Annotated in this window: 21 protein-coding genes; 15 read left to right on the top strand and 6 right to left on the bottom strand. The window is 41.5% G+C overall.

The window, feature by feature from the left end; translation table 11 throughout:
• Positions 1-95: 95 nt before the first annotated feature.
• A complete protein-coding gene (locus C1A12_RS19390; RefSeq protein ID WP_101846690.1) occupies positions 96-521 on the top strand; it encodes a pyridoxamine 5'-phosphate oxidase family protein in 426 nt (141 codons plus the stop codon).
• Between the two features lie 113 nt (positions 522-634).
• Here C1A12_RS19390 and C1A12_RS19385 read toward each other — a convergent pair whose 3' ends face one another.
• The 3 genes from C1A12_RS19385 to C1A12_RS19375 form a co-directional block, all read right to left on the bottom strand.
• Positions 635-946 carry a helix-turn-helix transcriptional regulator gene (locus tag C1A12_RS19385; RefSeq protein ID WP_159462236.1) on the bottom strand — a complete coding sequence of 104 codons (312 nt, stop codon included), beginning with the start codon at positions 944-946 and terminating at the stop codon, positions 635-637.
• Positions 939-1,850: a cation diffusion facilitator family transporter gene (locus C1A12_RS19380; RefSeq protein WP_101846688.1), complete on the bottom strand. Its 912-nt coding sequence runs from the start codon at positions 1,848-1,850 to the stop codon at positions 939-941. Before C1A12_RS19380 ends, C1A12_RS19385 begins: the two co-directional genes overlap by 8 nt.
• 299 nt (positions 1,851-2,149) lie before the next feature.
• Positions 2,150-3,538: a DUF2254 domain-containing protein gene (locus C1A12_RS19375; protein ID WP_101846686.1), complete on the bottom strand. Its 1,389-nt coding sequence runs from the start codon at positions 3,536-3,538 to the stop codon at positions 2,150-2,152.
• Between the two features lie 155 nt (positions 3,539-3,693).
• On the opposite strand from C1A12_RS19375, the gene C1A12_RS19370 reads away from it, so the two are divergent.
• Both C1A12_RS19370 and C1A12_RS19365 read left to right on the top strand, forming a co-directional pair.
• Entirely contained in the window at positions 3,694-4,137 is a 444-nt protein-coding gene (locus tag C1A12_RS19370) for a GNAT family N-acetyltransferase (RefSeq protein ID WP_101846683.1), read from the top strand.
• A gap of 61 nt (positions 4,138-4,198) precedes the next feature.
• Positions 4,199-5,653, top strand: a complete 1,455-nt coding sequence (locus C1A12_RS19365) for an aldehyde dehydrogenase family protein (protein ID WP_101846681.1) — start codon at positions 4,199-4,201, stop codon at positions 5,651-5,653.
• 206 nt (positions 5,654-5,859) lie between these two features.
• On the opposite strand, the gene C1A12_RS19360 is transcribed toward C1A12_RS19365, so the two are convergent.
• On the bottom strand, positions 5,860-7,032 hold the full coding sequence (locus C1A12_RS19360; protein ID WP_101846679.1) for a pyridoxal phosphate-dependent aminotransferase: 1,173 nt from the start codon (positions 7,030-7,032) through the stop codon (positions 5,860-5,862).
• Between the two features lie 134 nt (positions 7,033-7,166).
• Between C1A12_RS19360 and C1A12_RS19355 the strand changes: the two genes are divergently transcribed.
• The 3 genes from C1A12_RS19355 (at position 7,167) to C1A12_RS19345 (ending at position 10,114) form a co-directional block, all read left to right on the top strand.
• Complete coding sequence (locus C1A12_RS19355) at positions 7,167-8,498, top strand: CoA-disulfide reductase (protein WP_101846677.1); 1,332 nt, start codon at positions 7,167-7,169, stop codon at positions 8,496-8,498.
• 60 nt (positions 8,499-8,558) lie between these two features.
• Entirely contained in the window at positions 8,559-8,765 is a 207-nt protein-coding gene (locus C1A12_RS19350) for a zinc ribbon domain-containing protein (protein ID WP_101846675.1), read from the top strand.
• 284 nt (positions 8,766-9,049) lie between these two features.
• The gene (locus tag C1A12_RS19345) at positions 9,050-10,114 is read left to right on the top strand and encodes a nitric oxide synthase oxygenase (RefSeq protein WP_101846673.1); all 1,065 of its coding nucleotides are present in this window, start codon (positions 9,050-9,052) and stop codon (positions 10,112-10,114) included.
• A gap of 66 nt (positions 10,115-10,180) precedes the next feature.
• Here the strand turns inward: C1A12_RS19345 and C1A12_RS19340 are convergent, their stop codons facing one another.
• On the bottom strand, positions 10,181-10,963 hold the full coding sequence (locus C1A12_RS19340) for a carbon-nitrogen family hydrolase (protein ID WP_101846671.1): 783 nt from the start codon (positions 10,961-10,963) through the stop codon (positions 10,181-10,183).
• A 102-nt stretch (positions 10,964-11,065) separates the two neighbouring features.
• Between C1A12_RS19340 and C1A12_RS19335 the strand changes: the two genes are divergently transcribed.
• The 4 genes from C1A12_RS19335 to C1A12_RS21585 all read left to right on the top strand — a co-directional run bounded on the left by C1A12_RS19335 (position 11,066) and on the right by C1A12_RS21585 (position 13,805).
• The gene (locus C1A12_RS19335; RefSeq protein WP_145997069.1) at positions 11,066-11,338 is read left to right on the top strand and encodes a GNAT family N-acetyltransferase; all 273 of its coding nucleotides are present in this window, start codon (positions 11,066-11,068) and stop codon (positions 11,336-11,338) included.
• Between the two features lie 23 nt (positions 11,339-11,361).
• Positions 11,362-11,835: a GNAT family N-acetyltransferase gene (locus C1A12_RS19330; RefSeq protein ID WP_101846667.1), complete on the top strand. Its 474-nt coding sequence runs from the start codon at positions 11,362-11,364 to the stop codon at positions 11,833-11,835.
• A gap of 35 nt (positions 11,836-11,870) precedes the next feature.
• Complete coding sequence (locus C1A12_RS19325; RefSeq protein ID WP_101846665.1) at positions 11,871-12,764, top strand: diacylglycerol kinase family protein; 894 nt, start codon at positions 11,871-11,873, stop codon at positions 12,762-12,764.
• Between the two features lie 390 nt (positions 12,765-13,154).
• Entirely contained in the window at positions 13,155-13,805 is a 651-nt protein-coding gene (locus C1A12_RS21585) for a lytic transglycosylase domain-containing protein (RefSeq protein ID WP_235001686.1), read from the top strand.
• Between the two features lie 117 nt (positions 13,806-13,922).
• Here the strand turns inward: C1A12_RS21585 and C1A12_RS19315 are convergent, their stop codons facing one another.
• Complete coding sequence (locus tag C1A12_RS19315; RefSeq protein ID WP_101846664.1) at positions 13,923-14,462, bottom strand: NADPH-dependent FMN reductase; 540 nt, start codon at positions 14,460-14,462, stop codon at positions 13,923-13,925.
• A 116-nt stretch (positions 14,463-14,578) separates the two neighbouring features.
• On the opposite strand from C1A12_RS19315, the gene C1A12_RS19310 reads away from it, so the two are divergent.
• The 5 genes from C1A12_RS19310 to C1A12_RS19285 all read left to right on the top strand — a co-directional run bounded on the left by C1A12_RS19310 (position 14,579) and on the right by C1A12_RS19285 (position 17,983).
• The gene (locus C1A12_RS19310; protein ID WP_101846662.1) at positions 14,579-14,863 is read left to right on the top strand and encodes a YkvA family protein; all 285 of its coding nucleotides are present in this window, start codon (positions 14,579-14,581) and stop codon (positions 14,861-14,863) included.
• A 71-nt stretch (positions 14,864-14,934) separates the two neighbouring features.
• Positions 14,935-15,354: an organic hydroperoxide resistance protein gene (locus C1A12_RS19305; protein ID WP_101846660.1), complete on the top strand. Its 420-nt coding sequence runs from the start codon at positions 14,935-14,937 to the stop codon at positions 15,352-15,354.
• 159 nt (positions 15,355-15,513) lie between these two features.
• Positions 15,514-15,798: a hypothetical protein gene (locus C1A12_RS19300; RefSeq protein WP_101846658.1), complete on the top strand. Its 285-nt coding sequence runs from the start codon at positions 15,514-15,516 to the stop codon at positions 15,796-15,798.
• Positions 15,799-15,918: 120 nt separating this feature from the next.
• On the top strand, positions 15,919-16,530 hold the full coding sequence (locus C1A12_RS19295) for a metal-dependent hydrolase (protein ID WP_101846656.1): 612 nt from the start codon (positions 15,919-15,921) through the stop codon (positions 16,528-16,530).
• An 886-nt stretch (positions 16,531-17,416) separates the two neighbouring features.
• Positions 17,417-17,983: a nucleotidyltransferase domain-containing protein gene (locus C1A12_RS19285; RefSeq protein ID WP_101846654.1), complete on the top strand. Its 567-nt coding sequence runs from the start codon at positions 17,417-17,419 to the stop codon at positions 17,981-17,983.
• The last annotated feature ends 45 nt before the right edge of the window (positions 17,984-18,028 follow it).

Below are 18,028 nucleotides of genomic sequence, written 5' to 3'. Positions count from 1 at the left end.
CCTCCTAATAAAATCTCAACACATTCTGATGTTTATATTTTCCTTTCAACAGGAAAACTAAAAACAAGTTTTCATAAAGGAAAGGAGAATGAGAAGTGGATCAAGAAGAATTAAAGAAGAAAATTTACAATATTATGGATCAACATCAAATTGGAACACTGGCTACTGTGAAAAATGGAAAGCCGCATACGAGATATATGACATTTTCCAATGATGATGAGTTCACCTTTTATACACCCACCAATAGAGAAACGCACAAGGCAGATGAAATTGAAGACAACCCAAATGTCCACATCTTAATTGGCTATGAAGGTCAAGGGTTAGGTGATGCTTATTTAGAAGTGGAAGGACAAGCCAAAATTCGCGAAGACCAGAAAATGAAGGATTGGCTCTGGAGTGAAGAAATGGAACGCTGGTTTACGAGTAAAGGAGACCCGGACTATATTGTGCTTGAAATTTATCCGGAAAATATCCGTCTGATGAATCTTGGGGATAACACTCCGGAAACGCTGGAAATGTAGAAAGGTCTGGACTGGTAGGACGGGCGTATGCAGTGATTATAAAAAATCGGGTATGGAACTTCTCTGGTTCCATACCCGATTTTTTTATACATAACGGCGCTGTTATTTTATATTTAATGGTGAAGAGCGTGCTGAATCATTTGCTGCAGCACATTAATGACATGCTCGTCATCATGGGAATAATAAATCGTTGTTCCCTCCCGGCGGTATTTCACAAGCCGCAGGTTCTTCAAGAAACGGAGCTGGTGTGAAACCGTGGACTGGCGGAGCTTTAAGTTTTCAGCGATCTCATTTACACTATATTCTTTCTCGAAAAGTAAATTAAGAATTCTCACTCTTGTGTGGTCTGATAAGGCTTTAAAGGTTTGAGTTACAACGAACAATGTTTCTTCGTCAAGATCTTTTGTGTAAAAGGAATCATCCATGATCAGTGCCTCCTTCATCTTCTTCCAGCATCGAACAGTATTCGTCCTCGTATTCAATTTCTATGGTAATGTGATCCAGGTGGATGGAGTTGATCACTTCTTTGACATTCTCTTTAATGGTACATATTTCATTCTTTGTTGAATCTGAAGGCACGACTACGTGTGTTGAAAAGGCGTGATGCTCGCCGTCCAGTGACCATAAGTGCGTGTGATGAGTGGATTGAACGTGAGGTAAGGTGTTGATTTTGTTAATAATTCCGTCCAGATCAATATTCTCTGGCACTGCTTCCAGGAATAACCTCATCGTCTTAATTAAATTGACCACTACATTATAGAGAATGTAAATCGTAATCAGAATGGAGGCGATTGGATCTAATATTGGAAAATCGACAAAAGTCATCACAATGCTGACAATAAAAACAGCTACCCAGCCCAGTACATCCTCCAGCAAGTGCCATGTCATCACCTTCTGATTCATCGATTCACCGCCTTTAAGCCTGAGGACGGCTGCTCCATTCACTATAATCCCAAGCACCGAAAGCCCCATCATTCCTAAAGTGTGAGGCTGTTCAGGGTTCATTAGCCTAGGAATGGCTTCTGAAAGAATAAAGATCGACCCTACAACTAATACAATGCTGTTAATTAAGGCAGCCAGTAAGGAGAAACGTTTAAATCCAAAGGAAAATTGCTGGGTTTTCTTTTTTCGGGAAAACTTTTGTAAAAACCATGCCAGCCCAAGAGACAACGAATCTCCTAAATCATGAAGGGCATCTGAAATAATCGCCATGCTGTTTGTTAAGATACCGCCTATCAGCTCAATAATTGTAAAGCCAAGGTTTAGGAAGAAAGCAATTTTGATATTACCTGTGGTGTGATCATGGTGATGGTGGTGATGATGTCCCATAAAAGCACCTCCTTATTTCAATATATGTGTATATGTACATATATAATATTAAGTAAATGAATTAAATGTGTCAACAGTTCCACCATTATCATAATTCTGGTTGTAAGAATACCGGGAAAGCCTCAACTATAGGGAAGGAGGTTAGATCATAACGTCCCGCTTACTTCCAAGCGTTCCGATCTAAATAAAAGAAACTTTTCTTTTAATGGATTTCTGTATTTAGAAGGTTTTTTATGGGTAATAAAAATACTTGAATAAAAGCTATTTACAAGTAAAAATCAGGCCGGAGCCTGATTTTATTACGTATTCTCATTAGCGTTAGGAAAAAATTTAGATTCTATTCGCGGATATTCATTCAAATGATCTGTCACTTTAGCTAAATTGTATACTTCTCGAAGCAAGAAAGTTTTATCCAGCTCATAGATGACTTCATGTTCAATATGGTCCATTGTATTGCAGCCAAACTCCCATAATTTATCATGCTTGGATACGTCAATTGACTCGGCCACCTTCGCAAGTGACGCCATAATATCAGTGATAACTAAGTGGTTGTCCTTCGCGTAGTGTCTGATAAAGCCAAATCCTCGGTACAAATAATAATCAAACGTCTCTTCTTTAAGAATAACACGGACTTGTTTACGCTCGTCTGCCAAATAAGGACTGAACGTGATATAGCTGTCAACACTGAGCATGAGCTCAGACATTTGATGAATCGTGTTTGAAGCGGTCTTTGGATCATCGTTGCCTATCGCTTTGATCGCAATTTCCGCCAGCTTGTGCATCCCCATTTGTAAATCCTGAATCTCAGTTTCTTTGTGACCGAGTTCGAACATGTTGTAATACTTTGATTCTTCTACTTCAGAAGCACCGGGGCCCCAGAAACTGAAAAATTCATTACCTGCAAGCACATAATCGCCTACTTGAAAGTGTAATTGAATAATAACATCATCGTTTCTAGCTTCGTTGATCATGGTATTATAATCGACTGTCTGTAAGTACCCTGATCTTCGGGCCAGTACGTGATGCTGATCCTTTTGTTCTTCTTCCTTAAGGTCACCAGGATTTCTCGTCCTGTGTTCGTCCAGATCTTTGCGAAGAGAGTCATAGATGATTTTCTTAGAGACGTTTTTCATCGTATACGTTATGTTATGAACCTGCATCCATGTCGTAGCATGGTTAATAAAATAAATAAATACAATAGCTGTGGTAAAAGCAAGAGCCACAGTAATTACAGGGGTGGCTACGAATATTGTATCTGTGGAAGCATTTCCTATAAATAAGAAAGCGAGCAATACATAAACAAAGCTTCCGTTAAATATCCCCAGGGCATGCTGGGTTTGCCGGTCGGAAACGAAGTTCAGGAGCATTCGGGGGGAGAATTGTCCGCTGAACGTTGTAAGTACGACAAGCAGGGAGTTGAGCGTGAATGCACTTAGAGTTAAAATCCCGCCGATTAATGTACTGACGAGGGTCCGGGTCACCGAAGCTTGAATTTGCAGCATACTTGGGGCGACTTCTTCCAACCCAATTTGGAGGTCTAGAAATAAGGTAATGGCAACTAGAATAACAGATATTAAAATATAGAAAGCTGGCATATACCACAATGTCATCTGCATTTCGTGTTTGCGCTGCCGTTTGGACATTTGAAGGTATTTGCGAATTTCCATAGGAATGAAATTTAAGAACAAGTAATACGACCTCCTTATACTAATATAATTTTGCTAGACGTAATATTCCCCGCCCCGACCGATTTAAACAAAAAACATACAAAAAATAGTTTGAATCCCAAAGAAGTTTTGTATAGTTATAGTAAGTTCAATCAAAAAGAAAGCTGGTGTTACAGATGTGGGAAAGGAAAAGTTTTGAAGAATTGACGAAGCGGGAGTTGTATTCCATTTTGCAATTACGTGTTCAAGTATTTGTTGTTGAACAGGAATGCCCGTACCCTGAAGTGGATGGGAAGGATGAGAGGTGTGTACATATTTGGAAAGAACGTAACGGGAGCATTGAAGCGTATTGTCGAATTGTTCCTCCTGAAGTTGAAAATGGATCTTATGCTATCGGTCGTGTTCTCGTCACCCAAGAGGCAAGAGGTACAGGTACAGGCAGGGAACTGATGGAACGGGCGATTAGTTTTCTAAAAGAAGAGGTGCATGCCTCATCCATTTGGCTGCATGGCCAGGAGTACTTACGTAGTTTCTATGGATCCTTTGGTTTTACTGAGGTTTCAGACGTCTATTTAGAAGATGACATCCCTCACGTAGATATGCAGATGCTAATCAAATAGAGTTTGAGAGGAAAACTTAAGTGGAAATACTCTTGTGAGTATAAACATGGAGGTTACGATAATGAGTCCACAAACATTTACTAAGCAATATATAAATGGGGAGTGGCGGACAGGTTCCAGTGATAAAAGCGTTAATAATATCAATCCTTACACGAGACAGACGCTGGCTGATATACCATCCGCTGATAAAGAAGATTTAGATCAAGCGTATCAAGCGGCAAAAGAAGCACAAAAAGAGTGGATGTCTTATAGTCCCGCAGAGGTACAAGCTTATTTTGACGCTTTAATGAAGGTAGTAGAGAATCGGAAAGATGAAATCGTTGACTGGCTCGTAAAAGAAGCAGGGAGCACCCTTGTAAAAGCCGAGGTCGAATACCAGGCAGCGCTTGGTATCATTAAAGAATCTGCTTCATTTCCTACGCGGATGAACGGTCAAATCCTGCCTTCTAATACAAAAGGGAAGGAGAATAGAATTTATCGTTCTCCTAAAGGGGTTATCGGTGTCATAGGACCATGGAACTTTCCATTTCATTTAGCGATGCGTTCGATTGCTCCTGCCTTAGCCACTGGAAATACGGTGGTCGTTAAACCCGCTTCTGATACTCCGGTGACGTCAGGGTTGTTTATCGCTGAATTATTTGAAGAAGCAGGATTTCCTGCGGGAGTTTGTAATGTAGTTGTCGGAAGAGGTTCGGAAATTGGAGATGCATTTGTAACCCATCCTGACGTTAAGCTTATTTCGTTTACAGGCTCCACGGAAGTAGGCAGCCATATCGGCGAATTGGCTGGAAAGCATATTAAAGATACGGCATTGGAACTTGGCGGGAATAACGCTATGCTCGTTCTTGATGATGCCGATATTGAAAAAGCTGTTCAAGCAGCAGCTTTCGGTAAATTTTTGCATCAAGGCCAGATTTGTATGTCACTTAACCGTATTATTGTTCATGAAAAAGTGCACGATCAGTTTGTGGAAGCTTTTAAAGAGAAGGTGGAAAGCTTGAAATACGGAGATCCTTCTGAAAAAGATACCGTTGTTGGTCCATTGATTAATAATGAAGCTGTTGAACGAATCCAGAATGAGATTTCAACAAGTGTAGAACAGGGAGCTGTAATTTTAACCGGGGGAGAGGCTGAGGGAAGTGTCATGCAGCCTACAGTCCTGACAGGCGTTAAAAGCGAGATGCCTGTTGCAGAGCATGAGATGTTCGGCCCGGTGGCTTCTGTTATTAAAGTAAGCAGTGAAGAAGAAGCTATTGAAGAAGCGAACAATTCACTCTACGGCTTGAGCGGTGCTGTGTTTACGGAAGATGTGCACCGCGGGGTGGAAGTAGGTAAAAGAGTAGAAACAGGAATGATTCATATTAATGATCAGTCCGTTAACGATGAAGCGCACGTGGCGTTTGGCGGTGAAAAAGAGTCCGGAATCGGCCGCTTTGGCGGTGAATGGGCGTTAGATAAGTTTACAACGGTAAAATGGATTGGAGTAATGAACGGCTATCGAGAGTTTCCATTTTAAATAAAGAAAACCCCAAAAAACGAGTGAAGCTTGTAGAGAAATGTTAGGTTTTTTTAATAATTTTATTAGTTTGGTGAACCTTTATCATGCCCAGTATGTTGGGAAAAAACTGAGTAAAACATAAAATAATCCGAACGATTTTGTTGAAATCAGTTCGGATTATTATTGTCGTTATTTGTTATCACTGCTTTACTTTGTCTCTTTTTTTATTTTTCTTTAAAAGCTTTAAATCGCTTTACTGCCTCCTGCAGACTTTTATCCGAATTGTTCAGTCCAATTCGTACATATGATTCCCCGTATTCTCCAAATCCTATTCCGGGTGCAACAAACAGACCGGTTTTCTCAAGAAGTTCATCTGCGAAGGACTCGGACGTGTAGCCTTCAGGCGCCTTCAGCCACATGAAAAATGAGCCCTTACACGGCGTAATTTCATAACCAGCCTCCTGTAGACCTGTCGCTAAGATATTCCTTCTTCGCTCATAAGTTTCTTTTAGGTCTTCCACACAGTCTTGAGAATCGAGAAGAGCCGTGGCCGCAGCGTCCTGGACGGCCCCAAACAGGCTGACGTAGTAATGATCCTGGATCAATTCAAGCGCTTTTACTACGCTTGGATTACCTACAGCAAAGGCGATCCGCCATCCTGCCATGTTGTATGTTTTAGACATGGTATAGATTTCTACACCTACACTTTTAGCACCTGGTATCTGCAGAAAACTTAACGGCTTCTCTCCATCAAATCCAATTGCCCCGTAGGCAAAGTCGTGCACAACACAAATATCGTTTTTATCCGCAACTTCAATCGTCTCTTCAAAGAATGAGCGATTGGCAACTGCTGAAGTTGGATTATTTGGATAGTTGAGAAACATAAGCTTTGCTTTTTCCAATGTATCTTTGCTGATTTCTTTATAGTCAGGGAGGAAGCCATTACTCTCAAGTAAAGGGAGGGGCTCCATTACACCGTCAGCTAATGCTACGCCTGACCAATAATCGGGGTATCCCGGATCGGGAACAAGTGCTGTGTCTCCAGGATCTAAAAAACACTGACTTAATTCAACGAGACCGGCTTTACTTCCAAAAAGGACAGCAACCTCTTGGGAAGGATCAATATCAACGTCGTATTCTCGTTTATAATAAGTAGCAACCGCTTCCTTTAAATGGTCGAAGCCTTGAAAAGGAGAATACTTGTGATTAACAGGGTTTTCAGCTGCTTTTTGCAGCGCTTTCACAATATGATCGGGAGTAGGCTGATCAGGGTTTCCTTGTCCGAGGTTAATCAGATCGTGTCCCTGTTCCCGGTATGTATTGAGCTTCTTTACAAGCTTGGCAAAAAACTGGTCTGGTAACCGCTGCAAGGCTTTAGACTGCTTGAATTCTTTCATAATATCCTCCTTCTTCTGCTTATTTTTTGAAAAGTTTAATAATTTATACTAACGTGCTCCACTACTTTTGTAAAGAGAATGTTTTGAGAAGCTGTCGCTTTGGGGAATAACTAAAAGGAAGGATGTGATGTGAGATGCGGATTTTAATTATCGGCGGTGATGCTGCCGGGATGAGCGCTGCAATGCAAATCGTGAGAAACAGCGAGGGACACGAGGTGATCGCTCTAGAACGTGGGGAGGTTTATTCCTATGGACAATGCGGACTTCCTTATGTCATTGGGGGAGAGGTCAATTCCACCGAGGACTTAATTGCAAGGACTCCTGAAACTTTCCGGGAAAAATACGGCATTGATGCAAGAGTTTTACACGAAGTGACACGTGTGGATTGTGATAAGAAAATCGTACACGGTATTAATCATCAAAACGGGAAGGTATTTGAGGAACGATATGACCGCCTGCTTGTAGCCACTGGTGCCGACCCGGTTATTCCCCCCTGGGAAGGGAAACAGCTTGAGGGAATTTTTCCGTTAAAAACGATTCCTGATGCAAAAGCGATTATGGAAGACTTGAATAATGAGGTGCAGGAAGCTGTCATTATTGGTGGAGGTTATATCGGGCTGGAAATGGCAGAAAATCTTGTGAGTATTGGAAAAGACGTCTGTATCATTGACCGTGGAGCCCAGCTGGCTAAGATTTTTGACGAGGAGATGGCAGATCTAATCCATGGTGAAGCAGAAAGAAACGGGGTCAAGCTGGCCTTAGGAGAATCAGTTGAAGGTTTTGAAGGAGAGGATCGGGTCGAATATGTGATCACAGATAAAGCCCGTTACAAGACTGATCACGTCCTAATCTCTGCTGGAGTAACGCCCAATACCTCTTTTCTTGAAGGAACAGGAATTTATAAAAGTTACAATGACGCTATCCAAGTTAATGGCTTTATGGAAACAAGCATTATGGATATTTATGCGGCCGGAGACTGCGCTACGCAGTATCATCGCATTAAAGAACGGCATGACTACATACCGCTTGGCACTCATGCTAACAAACAAGGACAAATTGCAGGGTTGAATATAGTTAATGAGCACACAAGCTTTCGCGGAATTGTAGGCACGTCGATTCTTAAGTTTTTTGATTTAACGCTAGGACGAACTGGAATCTCTTCCCGTGAAGCGGAGCAGGAGGGTATTCCGTATAAAACAGTATCGCTTGAGTCGACACACGCGGCTGGATACTATTCAAAAGCAGGCACGATGAATGTAAAGCTTATTTATCATGAGAAAACGCGAGCTCTGTTAGGCGGACAAATCATAGGTAGAGAGGGTGTCGATAAGAGGATTGATGTCCTGGCTACGGCTCTTTATCATCACATGTCTGTGGACAGTCTGATCGAACTGGACTTAGCTTATGCCCCGCCGTTCAATAGTGTCTGGGATCCGATTCAGCAGGCAGCAAGAAGAGCTGAGTGAAACCTACTGCCGTTCTCGTCCGTATGTATTCAATAAGGAAGATATAAGGAGGGGGATTCTATGAGTGATCAAGGATGCATCAAATGCGGAAGTACTGATGCTGATTCGAAAGATGTAGCAATGACAGGTACAGGACTTTCCAAACTGATGGACGTACAAAACAATCAATTTACGGTCGTCTTCTGCAAAAACTGTGGATATTCAGAGTTTTATAACAAACAAGCATCCAAAGCAAGCAATATTTTTGATTTCTTTTTTGGAGGTTAAGCCGGCTGTTTAAAAAGCATGCAGAGTCCATGTTTTTTATCCTTGCCTTGCAGGATCAATTATTACTCGTTTTCTATGAAGGAACTCCAAGTCGCCTCAATTCTATGAGCAGAGGTATCAGACCGGCTGTTTCTTCACAGGAGTCCGCGAGATTTGATCCTGCTTTTTTTTAGCTCAAACAGGTTCGACACTCATTAGGCCGTTTCCTTATCTTCCAATTCTGTAAAGCGATATTGTTGTGGTAGGATGTAAAGATAAGGAAGTAGATAAGGGGATTGAAAATAATGTGGAAAAAAGCAGAATCCTTTATACGACAGTGTTACACAGAGCTTGATAAACTTTCCGAGATCGATGCGCGGCTGGCTGAAATTAAGTCAGCTATTAATCATACAGGTAGATATGAACATACATATGAGGAATTGGAGTACGGGGCTAAGGCAGCATGGCGCAATAGCAACCGATGTATCGGCCGTCTGTTCTGGGATAGTTTAAGGGTGTTGGATCACCGGAATTCGAAAACGGAAGAAGATATAATTAACGGATTGCTTGAACATATCGATTACGCGACCAATCAAGGCAGAATCCGCTCGACGATTACGATTTTTCCGCCTGAGATCAATGGGGAGGCCGTACGGATCTGGAACCATCAATTAATTCGTTATGCAGGGTATGAAGAATTAACAGGGGTGATTGGCGATCCTGCGTCGATTGAATTGACTCGTGCCTGCCGCCGCCTGGGATGGGAAGGAAAAGGGAGTCCCTTTGATGTACTTCCACTCGTAGTTCAAATCGGAGAGAACGAACCTCAATGGTATGAAATCCCTGCTGAAAAAATACTCGAAGTTCCGCTTCGACACCCAGAGTATGAGTGGTTTAAGGATTTGCAGCTTAAGTGGTATGCAGTGCCGATCATATCTGACATGCGCTTGGAAATAGGTGGGATTGATTATACTGCAGCTCCTTTTAATGGCTGGTATATGGAAACTGAAATCGGTGCCCGTAATTTAGCAGATGAGTTCCGCTATAACTTACTGCCGGCAGTAGCAGAAGGGATGGGTCTGAATATTCGTAGGAATTCAAGCTTGTGGAAAGATCGTGCCTTGATTGAACTGAATCAAGCAGTGCTTCACTCTTATAAAAGTGATAAGGTGAGTATCGTCGATCATCACAGTGCGGCACAGCAGTTTCAATTGTTTTTATCGAAGGAGAAATCATGCGGGCGGGAAGCAACAGGGGACTGGACCTGGTTGATTCCACCTCTATCACCGGCTTCCACTCAGATTTTTCATCAATCGTTTGAAGATCGAATCGATACTCCTAACTACTTTTACCAGGAAAAAGCCTATTAAACGGTGAAAAAAGCCCAATGAGGCGGTCCCCCCAAAGTTTGGGGGGCAGAGCCTGGATGGGCTTTATCACTCGTATAAGTCAGGCCGTCTATCCTGGAAGATAGGAATTTGTTCACGAATAGCTTCTACTCTTGAAAAGTCCACATCACAAAGCAGTATTTCTTCTTTTTCACCGGCTTCTGCTGCTACATTTCCCCACGGATCGATTACAATCGAATGGCCGCCAAATTCATTGTTTTCGTCAGCACCTACCCGGTTACAAGCGATGACGAAGCTCTGGTTTTCAATGGCGCGGCTGATCAGAATATTTCTCCAATGTTCTACTCTTGGTTTTGGCCACTCTGCGACAACGAACAACGCCCTGGCCCCATTGAGCATGTGCGTCCGAATCCATTCAGGGAAACGGATATCATAACAAATCACGCCTGCCACTAGTGTCCCGTCTAACATGAAATTTCCTTTCTCGTTACCGGAATTTAAGTATTTCTCTTCGTCCATTAAACGGAATAAGTGGGCCTTACGGTAATTTAATATACGATTACCATTAGGATCATAAGCAACAAGAGTATTATAGAAATGTCCGTTTTCTTTCTCGGCGACAGAACCGGTAATCGTGACGTTATGCTGTTTGGCGAGCTCAATCATCATTTGATGGGTCGGGCCGTCAAGGGGTTCAGCGATATCGTCAAATCGGCTGAGGTCATACCCTGTCGTCCATAATTCAGGAAGAACGATTACCTCTGCTCCTTCTAAGACAGCGTTTTTAATCCGCGGGAGAGCCTGCTGACGATTGGTTTCAGGCTTTCCAAGTTCGATATGCATTTGAATAATAGCTACAGTAGTTGTCATCGTTTCACCTCTTTACCTTTTATTTTACCAAAACAATTTAGTTAAATCATGGAATAGCTTCCTAAAGTAAAGGGTATACAGGGGAAGGAAAGGGTGGTTGAAATGGCGGATATCCAAGAAGAGAAAGGCCGTTTTTATATAATTAAAGAAAATCAAACGATAGCAGAGTTAATTTTTGAAGAAGAAGGATCAGACATGATTATTACTCATACCGAAGTTAACCCGGAAGATCAAGGAGAAGGATTGGCTACAGAGCTAGTTGAGTATGCTGTGCAATATGCCAGGGAGAATGATGTAAAAATAAAGCCAGTGTGCGCATTCGCGGAAAAAGTGCTTAGTAATGACCCGAAACACCAGGATGTATTAAAAGATTAATTCTTGAAAGGGTGGTTTAGATAATGGCTATCGTAAGGAAACCAGTCGAAAAGGATTTAATGCATGTAACGAAGTATGCAGTGGATTATACGTGGATCAGCCTGACCGGAGATGATCCTCAAAGTGCTGAAAAACTTAAGAATAAGAAAGACTGGGCGGCGGATCATTTATTTAACGATAATCCTGACCGCAGGCTGCTCGTAGCTGAAGAAAACGGAAGTGTAGTCGGATATGGATTTGGAGAAGCAGAGCAAGAAAACGGCGAAACCGTAGGAAAAATAAAAGAAATATTCGTCGATGAATTTTATCGTCGGGAGGGAATTGGTTCTGAATTAGTACAATCCCTGTTAAAGTGGTTAAGAGATAAGCAGGTGGACCGTATTAAAATAGGAACTTCATCAGAAGATTCTATGGTTCAGGGATTTATTGATTCTATAGGTTTTTCTCCTGATGGTATTTTTTCACCAGATGGAAAAATGGATCATAAGAACAATTAAGCGGTGCGTTTTTCAATGTAAAAGGAGCGGGTTTCGTGGAGCAGGCAATGATTATCGTTAATCCTTCTTCCGGTAAAGAAGAAGCTGTCGATTATGTAGAACAAATTGAAGAGATACTAAAAGCGAAAGAATACAAGGTAAATACGGTACAAACAGAAAAAGAATTAGATGCTACTCATTACTGTGTAAATGCATGCAAGAATGAATACGACTTGGTGGTCTCACTCGGGGGAGATGGAACTCTCCACGAAACAATTAATGGAATGGTCGATCAAACCCACCGTCCTAAACTAGGGATTGTGCCCCTGGGTACTGTAAATGATTTTGCTCGAGCTTTAAACATTTCATTAGAGCCGGAAGAGGCCATTGAAACATTAAAATCGACTCTTACGAAAAAGGTTGATATAGGAAGTTTTAATGACCAGTACTTTGTAAATATCGTGGCTGTAGGATCCATTGCTGAAGCAACCTCAGAAGTCTCGCCGGAACAAAAGACAAAATTCGGTCCGCTGGCATATGTGATGGAAGGAGTAAAAACGTTGGCTTCTACAACTGCTTACCCGCTGCGAATCGAATACGATGATAAAGTCTGGGAAGGGGACTCTTTTTTATTCCTTGCCGCGCTGACGAAATCCACGGCCGGCTTTGAGAAGCTGGCACCGGAAGCAAAAGTAAATGACGGACTCTTGCACTGTTATGTCATTAAAGATGTGGGGGTCATTCGTATGGCTTCTATTATCACCTCTGTCCTGCAGGGTACTTTAAAAGATGATAAAGACGTTGAATATTTTACGGCGAAGAAACTTCATGTAGCCTCTTCTGAAAAGTTGCACACAAATGTAGATGGAGAAGAAGGAGAACCGCTTCCTGTGGAAATGGAAGTATTGCCAAGCCATATAGAGGTTCTTGTCAGAGAAGAAGAGTTCTAATAAAAAAACCCCTTTACAATAAAGGGGAAGGCAAGACGAAGACCGTCTGCCGCGAAATCTACAGGTCTATTCTCACGACAAGAATAGAAAGGGTGATTCGACATTAGAGACAAAAGAGAATTTCTCAGTTTTGAGAACATATGACCAGACGCCTTGAATAACATTTGATTCAAGATAAGAGATATCTCTTTTGCTACTTGCTATTATATCATCGATCGGAGGAGGTTCGCTTTGGGAAAAGTTTTTCCTGATCGGCTGATGACTGGAGGGGAAACATAAGAACTTTCTCAAGTTTTGGGTTTTACTGTCAATCAGAAGGTCTACAACAAAGTTTGTATCAGCATTCGTTTTCCTTTAAGATTAAGTTAATTAACTTATTGAGGTGAACCGATGGATTTTAATATGATTCGTCATGCAATGCAAATGCAGTCTATGTCATTATTAGATGGTAATTCGAAACCAGAACCCCAGTCTCAGGGCAGAGGAGATAGTGTTTTTCAAGCGTTACTACAAAGTTTCTTAACACCTTCAGGGCAGGCTCAAGCTTTCCAGTCAGAAAACTCCCGGCAAACCCGACCGGTATTGACTAATTTAAATGCCTTTGAACCCGCGGGCCCTATACATATTTCTTCTTCAGTCCCGGAAGAATCGGCTCCGGTTGAAGTTAACGTAGAGGATGACCAGTTAAATCAATACATAAAAGAAGCGGCAGAGGAAAATGGTGTGGATGAGCTACTCGTAAGAGCTGTAGTAAAAGCAGAGTCTAATTTTGACCCTAATGCCGTAAGTCCGGCGGGGGCCCAGGGATTAATGCAGCTCATGCCGGAAACAGCTAAAAGGTTGGGTGTAGGAAACTCCTTTGATCCGAAAGAGAACGTAATGGGTGGAGTTAAATATTTAAAACAGATGATGGATCGCTATGATGGCGATCAGAAACTTGCACTGGCAGCTTATAATGCAGGTCCCGGAAATGTTGACAAATATGGAGGAGTGCCTCCTTTTGAAGAGACCCGGAACTATGTAGGTAAGATTTTGGGGTAGGGCTTATTCTCAAGAAAATCGACTTGTTTCCTAAAGCCCTTTTTTAGGCGTAAAAGCACATACAAATTTCTTACCCACGAGATACAAAAAATCCTCATTGGCAATCATGAGGATTTTTTATATGCTCTTGCTCATTTGAATATATTGATGGAACACGCGAGTCATTTCCTCAAGGCGGTTGTGCACATCTTCATCGATCAACTCTCCCTGGGTGGAGAAGTGATTAGTGTGAGTGTAAACATAATTAGGCGTAACCAGGCAGCGGAAATAATTTAAAATAGGCTTAAGCTGATTCTCTATAACGAGGTGGTGCTGTAGTGTTCCTCCATTGGCAACAATTGAAACCGGCTTATGACGCATCGCAAGCGGTGAGACGGCATCAAAGAGGTTTTTTAAAGTGCCAGGGATGGAACCTTGAAAAATAGGAGTAGATATGACATAAGCATCAGCTTGTTCCATTTCTTCAATCAGAAAGCGCATATCTTCATTATATTGGTCAGAAGGGCGCCCATCGACAAACTGAAGGTCGTAATCTTCCAAATGGATGATCCTTGTATCGTACTGCTGCTGGAGTTTATTGATATATTTTTCAATTTCAATTAATAATGTTTTCGTTTTCGTACCGACGATTGTACCGTTTAGAAGCAGAATTTTCATCATGCGGTCTCCTCTTTAACAGGTTCTTACTAGAGTTACACGAATTCTTATCATTCATTATGTTAAATCATACGTACAAAATTAGCAATTGTGACTAAAGGAGGCAGGAGAGTTAAATGTTAAAAATGTGGAGAAGAATTAAATTTCTGGCCAAATTAAAAAAATCGATTCCTTTCTTAATTAAGTTTTTTCGCTCTGAAGAAGTCAGTGGGAATAAAAAAGTAATTTCGATTGCTCTAATGATAGGGTATATTGTTTTTCCGTGGGATTTAATCCCTGATATGTTTGTGTTTATAGGTTTAATTGATGATGCTGCTGTGCTGACTTTTATTTTACAGCAAATTGTTAAAATGGCGCCGCCATCATTGAAAGAAGAATTTCAAATTGAAGAAAAGCGCTAAGGTTTAATGGAATGTAATTTGAGGTACATACTAGTTGTGGAACGATTTAATTAAATCAAGGAGTGATTATAGTGAGTAATGTAATGTTTACTTCACATGCTACAGCCAAAGGCGGTCGTGAAGGCCAGGTAAGATCAGACGATGGAGTTATTGACGTAAATCTTGTAATGCCTGGGAGCGACAGCAATGAGGAAGGCTCTAATCCAGAGCAACTGTTTGCTGCTGGTTATTCGGCCTGCTTTGACGGGGCATTAAACTTGATGGCAAGTAAGCAGAAGAAGGATATTGAATCTGAAACTACGGCTGATGTCAGCTTAATTAAAGATGAATCAGATGATGGATTTAAGATTGGGGTCATCCTTAATGTAAGTGTTAAAGGAGTTTCTCAAGAGGAAGCAGAGAAGCTTGTGGAAGACGCTCACGATTTCTGCCCTTACTCTAAAGCAACCAGAGGCAACATCGATGTGGAGTTAAATGCAAAAGCTGTATAATCCTCTTTAATAATCAACAGGCCTCCTTATAATAAGGGGGCTTGTTTTATTTGGTGTGCCGAATGCCTCTTAAGGAATTTGAGCATATTTTTATTAGAAATACACTAAAACCTTCATAATATAAGGAGAGGAGTACGGTGAAAAAGGAGGATACGTAAAATGAAGATCACTGATGAGGCACGTGACTTGCTTCTGCAAATTTTAGAAGATGCAGAGCATGGTGTTTTACGATTATATTTCGCCGGCTATGGCTGCGGGGAGCCTGATGTTGGTCTCACGATAGCGGATCCTGAAGCTGATGATGAGCTGGATCGTGTTAATTCTGTTCCCGTAGCGGTGGATAAAAAGATTCTTCATTTAACTGAGCCGTTAACAATAGACGGCAAACAGACGATGGAAGGACCTAAATTCAAAATGCTCGGGCTTCCGGAGAAAGACTGTTAATCAAGATGGGAATAAATGTTCTCTTTTTAGTTTACGATAGAAGCTGTTTTAAGCTAGTATAGAGAAAGTCCTAATGTTAATCATTAGGGCTTAATTGAGCTGGAGGAGAATGTAGACATCATGCTGGCATCTGGACATCAAGCGCTTGGTTTAAGCAGCGGACTCATCGTCATGACGCTTCTGCCGCAAATAGGGTTAGTTCCGGGGACTCCATTTGAGACGGTGTTATTTATGGTTTTTGTATTGTTTGGTTCATTAATCCCGGATATCGATACGCCGCGCTCGAAACTGGGTTATCATTTCTGGCGGGGTCTTATTATTGTTTTACTGCTTGCTTTTGGGTTTTATTTGTTTGCTCCCGAGTACCTGGATCAATATAGAAATGAGTTGAAAGTGTTTGTCATGTTAATGACACCGTTACTCGTAATGGTTAAAAGTCATCGGAAAATGACGCATTCACTATTTTTTATCATTTTACTGGTGATCTACCATATGGTTATTATTCATTTTTTTAATGTACCCTCGTATTATTTCTTCGGTTTTATCACTGGGGTAGTTTCCCATCTGCTTGGTGATTATGTAACGAAAAGAGGAATTCCGCTATTCTACCCGGTTTATAGAAAACATTTCAGGTTTCTGTTTACTTTTAAGACGGGTTCAGCTTTAGAAAAGGGACTGATTTGGTTTCTCTCCATTTGGAATCTCTGGTTTCTTGTCACACAGGTTTTTTAATGTACATAGCAGGCCCTCCCCGCGGACCGGCGGCAGCCAAAACATATTGTTCTATAAACTATTCTTATCAGCAAAAGGCGCTCCTTAAGAGGAGGCCACTGAAGAACTGCACGATTTCAAGTGATGTGTAAAAAAAATATGAGGTTGGGACAAAACTGAATAAAGCATAAAATAATCCCAACGATTTTGTTGAAATCAGTTCGGATTATTTATGTTAAAGAGAATTCACACCATCGCTCCGTCAAAACGCTTCGCTTTTAAGTGGGCACGGCCTTAAGCTTCCTCAGAAAGCAAAGATCGCTTTCCTGCGGGATCTTCGGATCGTGCTGTTCCCACAGGAGTCTTCGCATTTTAACTACGCTAATCATCTGCGTTTATATGAATGTTCGTTTTTTGACATCACTGCGTTACTTATGTCCCACTCCCATACCTTTTGATCTTAAGAGGGTACTTCCCCTCTTATTCCTCCATGAGCTTCATAATTCGCTTTAGATTAACGGGGAATATCGCCATCGCTCCTTGTACACGCATGCCGCGGAGAACCGAAGATGAGGCAGTCTCATATCCATGTCTATGCTTCAACTCGCTATTCTTCTCTTCATTCCTGCGGGAACAGCGCGAGCCGAAGATCCACTTGGTCAAGTGATCTTCTTGACCAAGTTAGCTGAGGCCGTGCCCGCGGCAAGCATCCACCGATAAGCGATTCGAAAGAAGCAACAACAAACTTGAAAAGCTCTTCCAGTTTAGAAAGGACTTTTTCAGTGGCATCCTTAAGAGCCGCCTTTTTTTCTATGCAATATTTTTTAACATCCATTCCTGCGAGAGAAGAGAGTTGTAATTTTGTCTTTTTAGGGAATGGTAGGGTAAAAAGGAAGGAGGATCTGCTATGTTTGAACCCTGTTTGCAGGTAAGAGAATTTATGACGCCGTTTGAAGGGAAGTGGATGGTTGCAGGAGGCTGGGCCATTGATTTACATATTGGCGAAGAAACGAGAGAGCATGAGGATATTGAAATAGCTGTATTTCGTGATGAATTGCCGGAATTATCGAAATGGCTGAATGGGTGGAATACTTATGTCGTGGATCACTCTCAAATGATTGAAGGGCCGGTAGATGAATCTCTGGAGGAGCATATTCACGAAATTCATGTTCATCGAGAAGAAGCAAATCTTGAAATACTTTTAAATCTGAAATCCAGGGATATATTTAAATTTAGGCGGGAACCAGAAATTACATTTCCACTCAGCCGTATGAACCTTCGTTCGGAGCATGGTATTCCTTACCTTAATCCAGAAATTGTTCTTTTGTATAAAGCGAAAGATACGCAGGAAAAAGATGAAGAGGATTTTCAGGCAGTCTTTCCTTTTTTAAATGAGCAGCAGAAGGAATGGCTGAAGCAGGCGCTTATTATCCATCAGCCTAAACATCCATGGCTCGAACGTCTATTGTATTAGCTTATAGAAAAGCAGGTCTGCTATTCTTCGATTAATTTCTGTAAA

It is taken from the genome of Halobacillus sp. Marseille-P3879, assembly GCF_900240285.1.
Classification (GTDB): domain Bacteria; phylum Bacillota; class Bacilli; order Bacillales; family Halobacillaceae; genus Halobacillus_A.
This window is presented reverse-complemented; position numbering and strand designations above follow the sequence as displayed.

What these genes read in the sequence shown, in the direction of transcription:
- C1A12_RS19365 (WP_101846681.1), top strand. Translation starts at nt 4,199, where the DNA reads ATGAGTCCACAAACATTTACTAAGCAATATATAAATGGGGAGTGGCGG.
- C1A12_RS19370 (WP_101846683.1), top strand. Translation starts at nt 3,694, where the DNA reads ATGTGGGAAAGGAAAAGTTTTGAAGAATTGACGAAGCGGGAGTTGTAT.
- C1A12_RS19340 (WP_101846671.1), bottom strand. Translation starts at nt 10,963, where the DNA reads ATGACAACTACTGTAGCTATTATTCAAATGCATATCGAACTTGGAAAG.
- C1A12_RS19380 (WP_101846688.1), bottom strand. Translation starts at nt 1,850, where the DNA reads ATGGGACATCATCACCACCATCACCATGATCACACCACAGGTAATATC.
- C1A12_RS19350 (WP_101846675.1), top strand. Translation starts at nt 8,559, where the DNA reads ATGAGTGATCAAGGATGCATCAAATGCGGAAGTACTGATGCTGATTCG.
- C1A12_RS19330 (WP_101846667.1), top strand. Translation starts at nt 11,362, where the DNA reads ATGGCTATCGTAAGGAAACCAGTCGAAAAGGATTTAATGCATGTAACG.
- C1A12_RS19295 (WP_101846656.1), top strand. Translation starts at nt 15,919, where the DNA reads ATGCTGGCATCTGGACATCAAGCGCTTGGTTTAAGCAGCGGACTCATC.
- C1A12_RS19345 (WP_101846673.1), top strand. Translation starts at nt 9,050, where the DNA reads ATGTGGAAAAAAGCAGAATCCTTTATACGACAGTGTTACACAGAGCTT.
- C1A12_RS21585 (WP_235001686.1), top strand. Translation starts at nt 13,155, where the DNA reads ATGGATTTTAATATGATTCGTCATGCAATGCAAATGCAGTCTATGTCA.
- C1A12_RS19355 (WP_101846677.1), top strand. Translation starts at nt 7,167, where the DNA reads ATGCGGATTTTAATTATCGGCGGTGATGCTGCCGGGATGAGCGCTGCA.
- C1A12_RS19285 (WP_101846654.1), top strand. Translation starts at nt 17,417, where the DNA reads ATGTTTGAACCCTGTTTGCAGGTAAGAGAATTTATGACGCCGTTTGAA.
- C1A12_RS19310 (WP_101846662.1), top strand. Translation starts at nt 14,579, where the DNA reads ATGTTAAAAATGTGGAGAAGAATTAAATTTCTGGCCAAATTAAAAAAA.
- C1A12_RS19300 (WP_101846658.1), top strand. Translation starts at nt 15,514, where the DNA reads ATGAAGATCACTGATGAGGCACGTGACTTGCTTCTGCAAATTTTAGAA.
- C1A12_RS19315 (WP_101846664.1), bottom strand. Translation starts at nt 14,462, where the DNA reads ATGAAAATTCTGCTTCTAAACGGTACAATCGTCGGTACGAAAACGAAA.
- C1A12_RS19360 (WP_101846679.1), bottom strand. Translation starts at nt 7,032, where the DNA reads ATGAAAGAATTCAAGCAGTCTAAAGCCTTGCAGCGGTTACCAGACCAG.
- C1A12_RS19385 (WP_159462236.1), bottom strand. Translation starts at nt 946, where the DNA reads ATGGATGATTCCTTTTACACAAAAGATCTTGACGAAGAAACATTGTTC.
- C1A12_RS19335 (WP_145997069.1), top strand. Translation starts at nt 11,066, where the DNA reads ATGGCGGATATCCAAGAAGAGAAAGGCCGTTTTTATATAATTAAAGAA.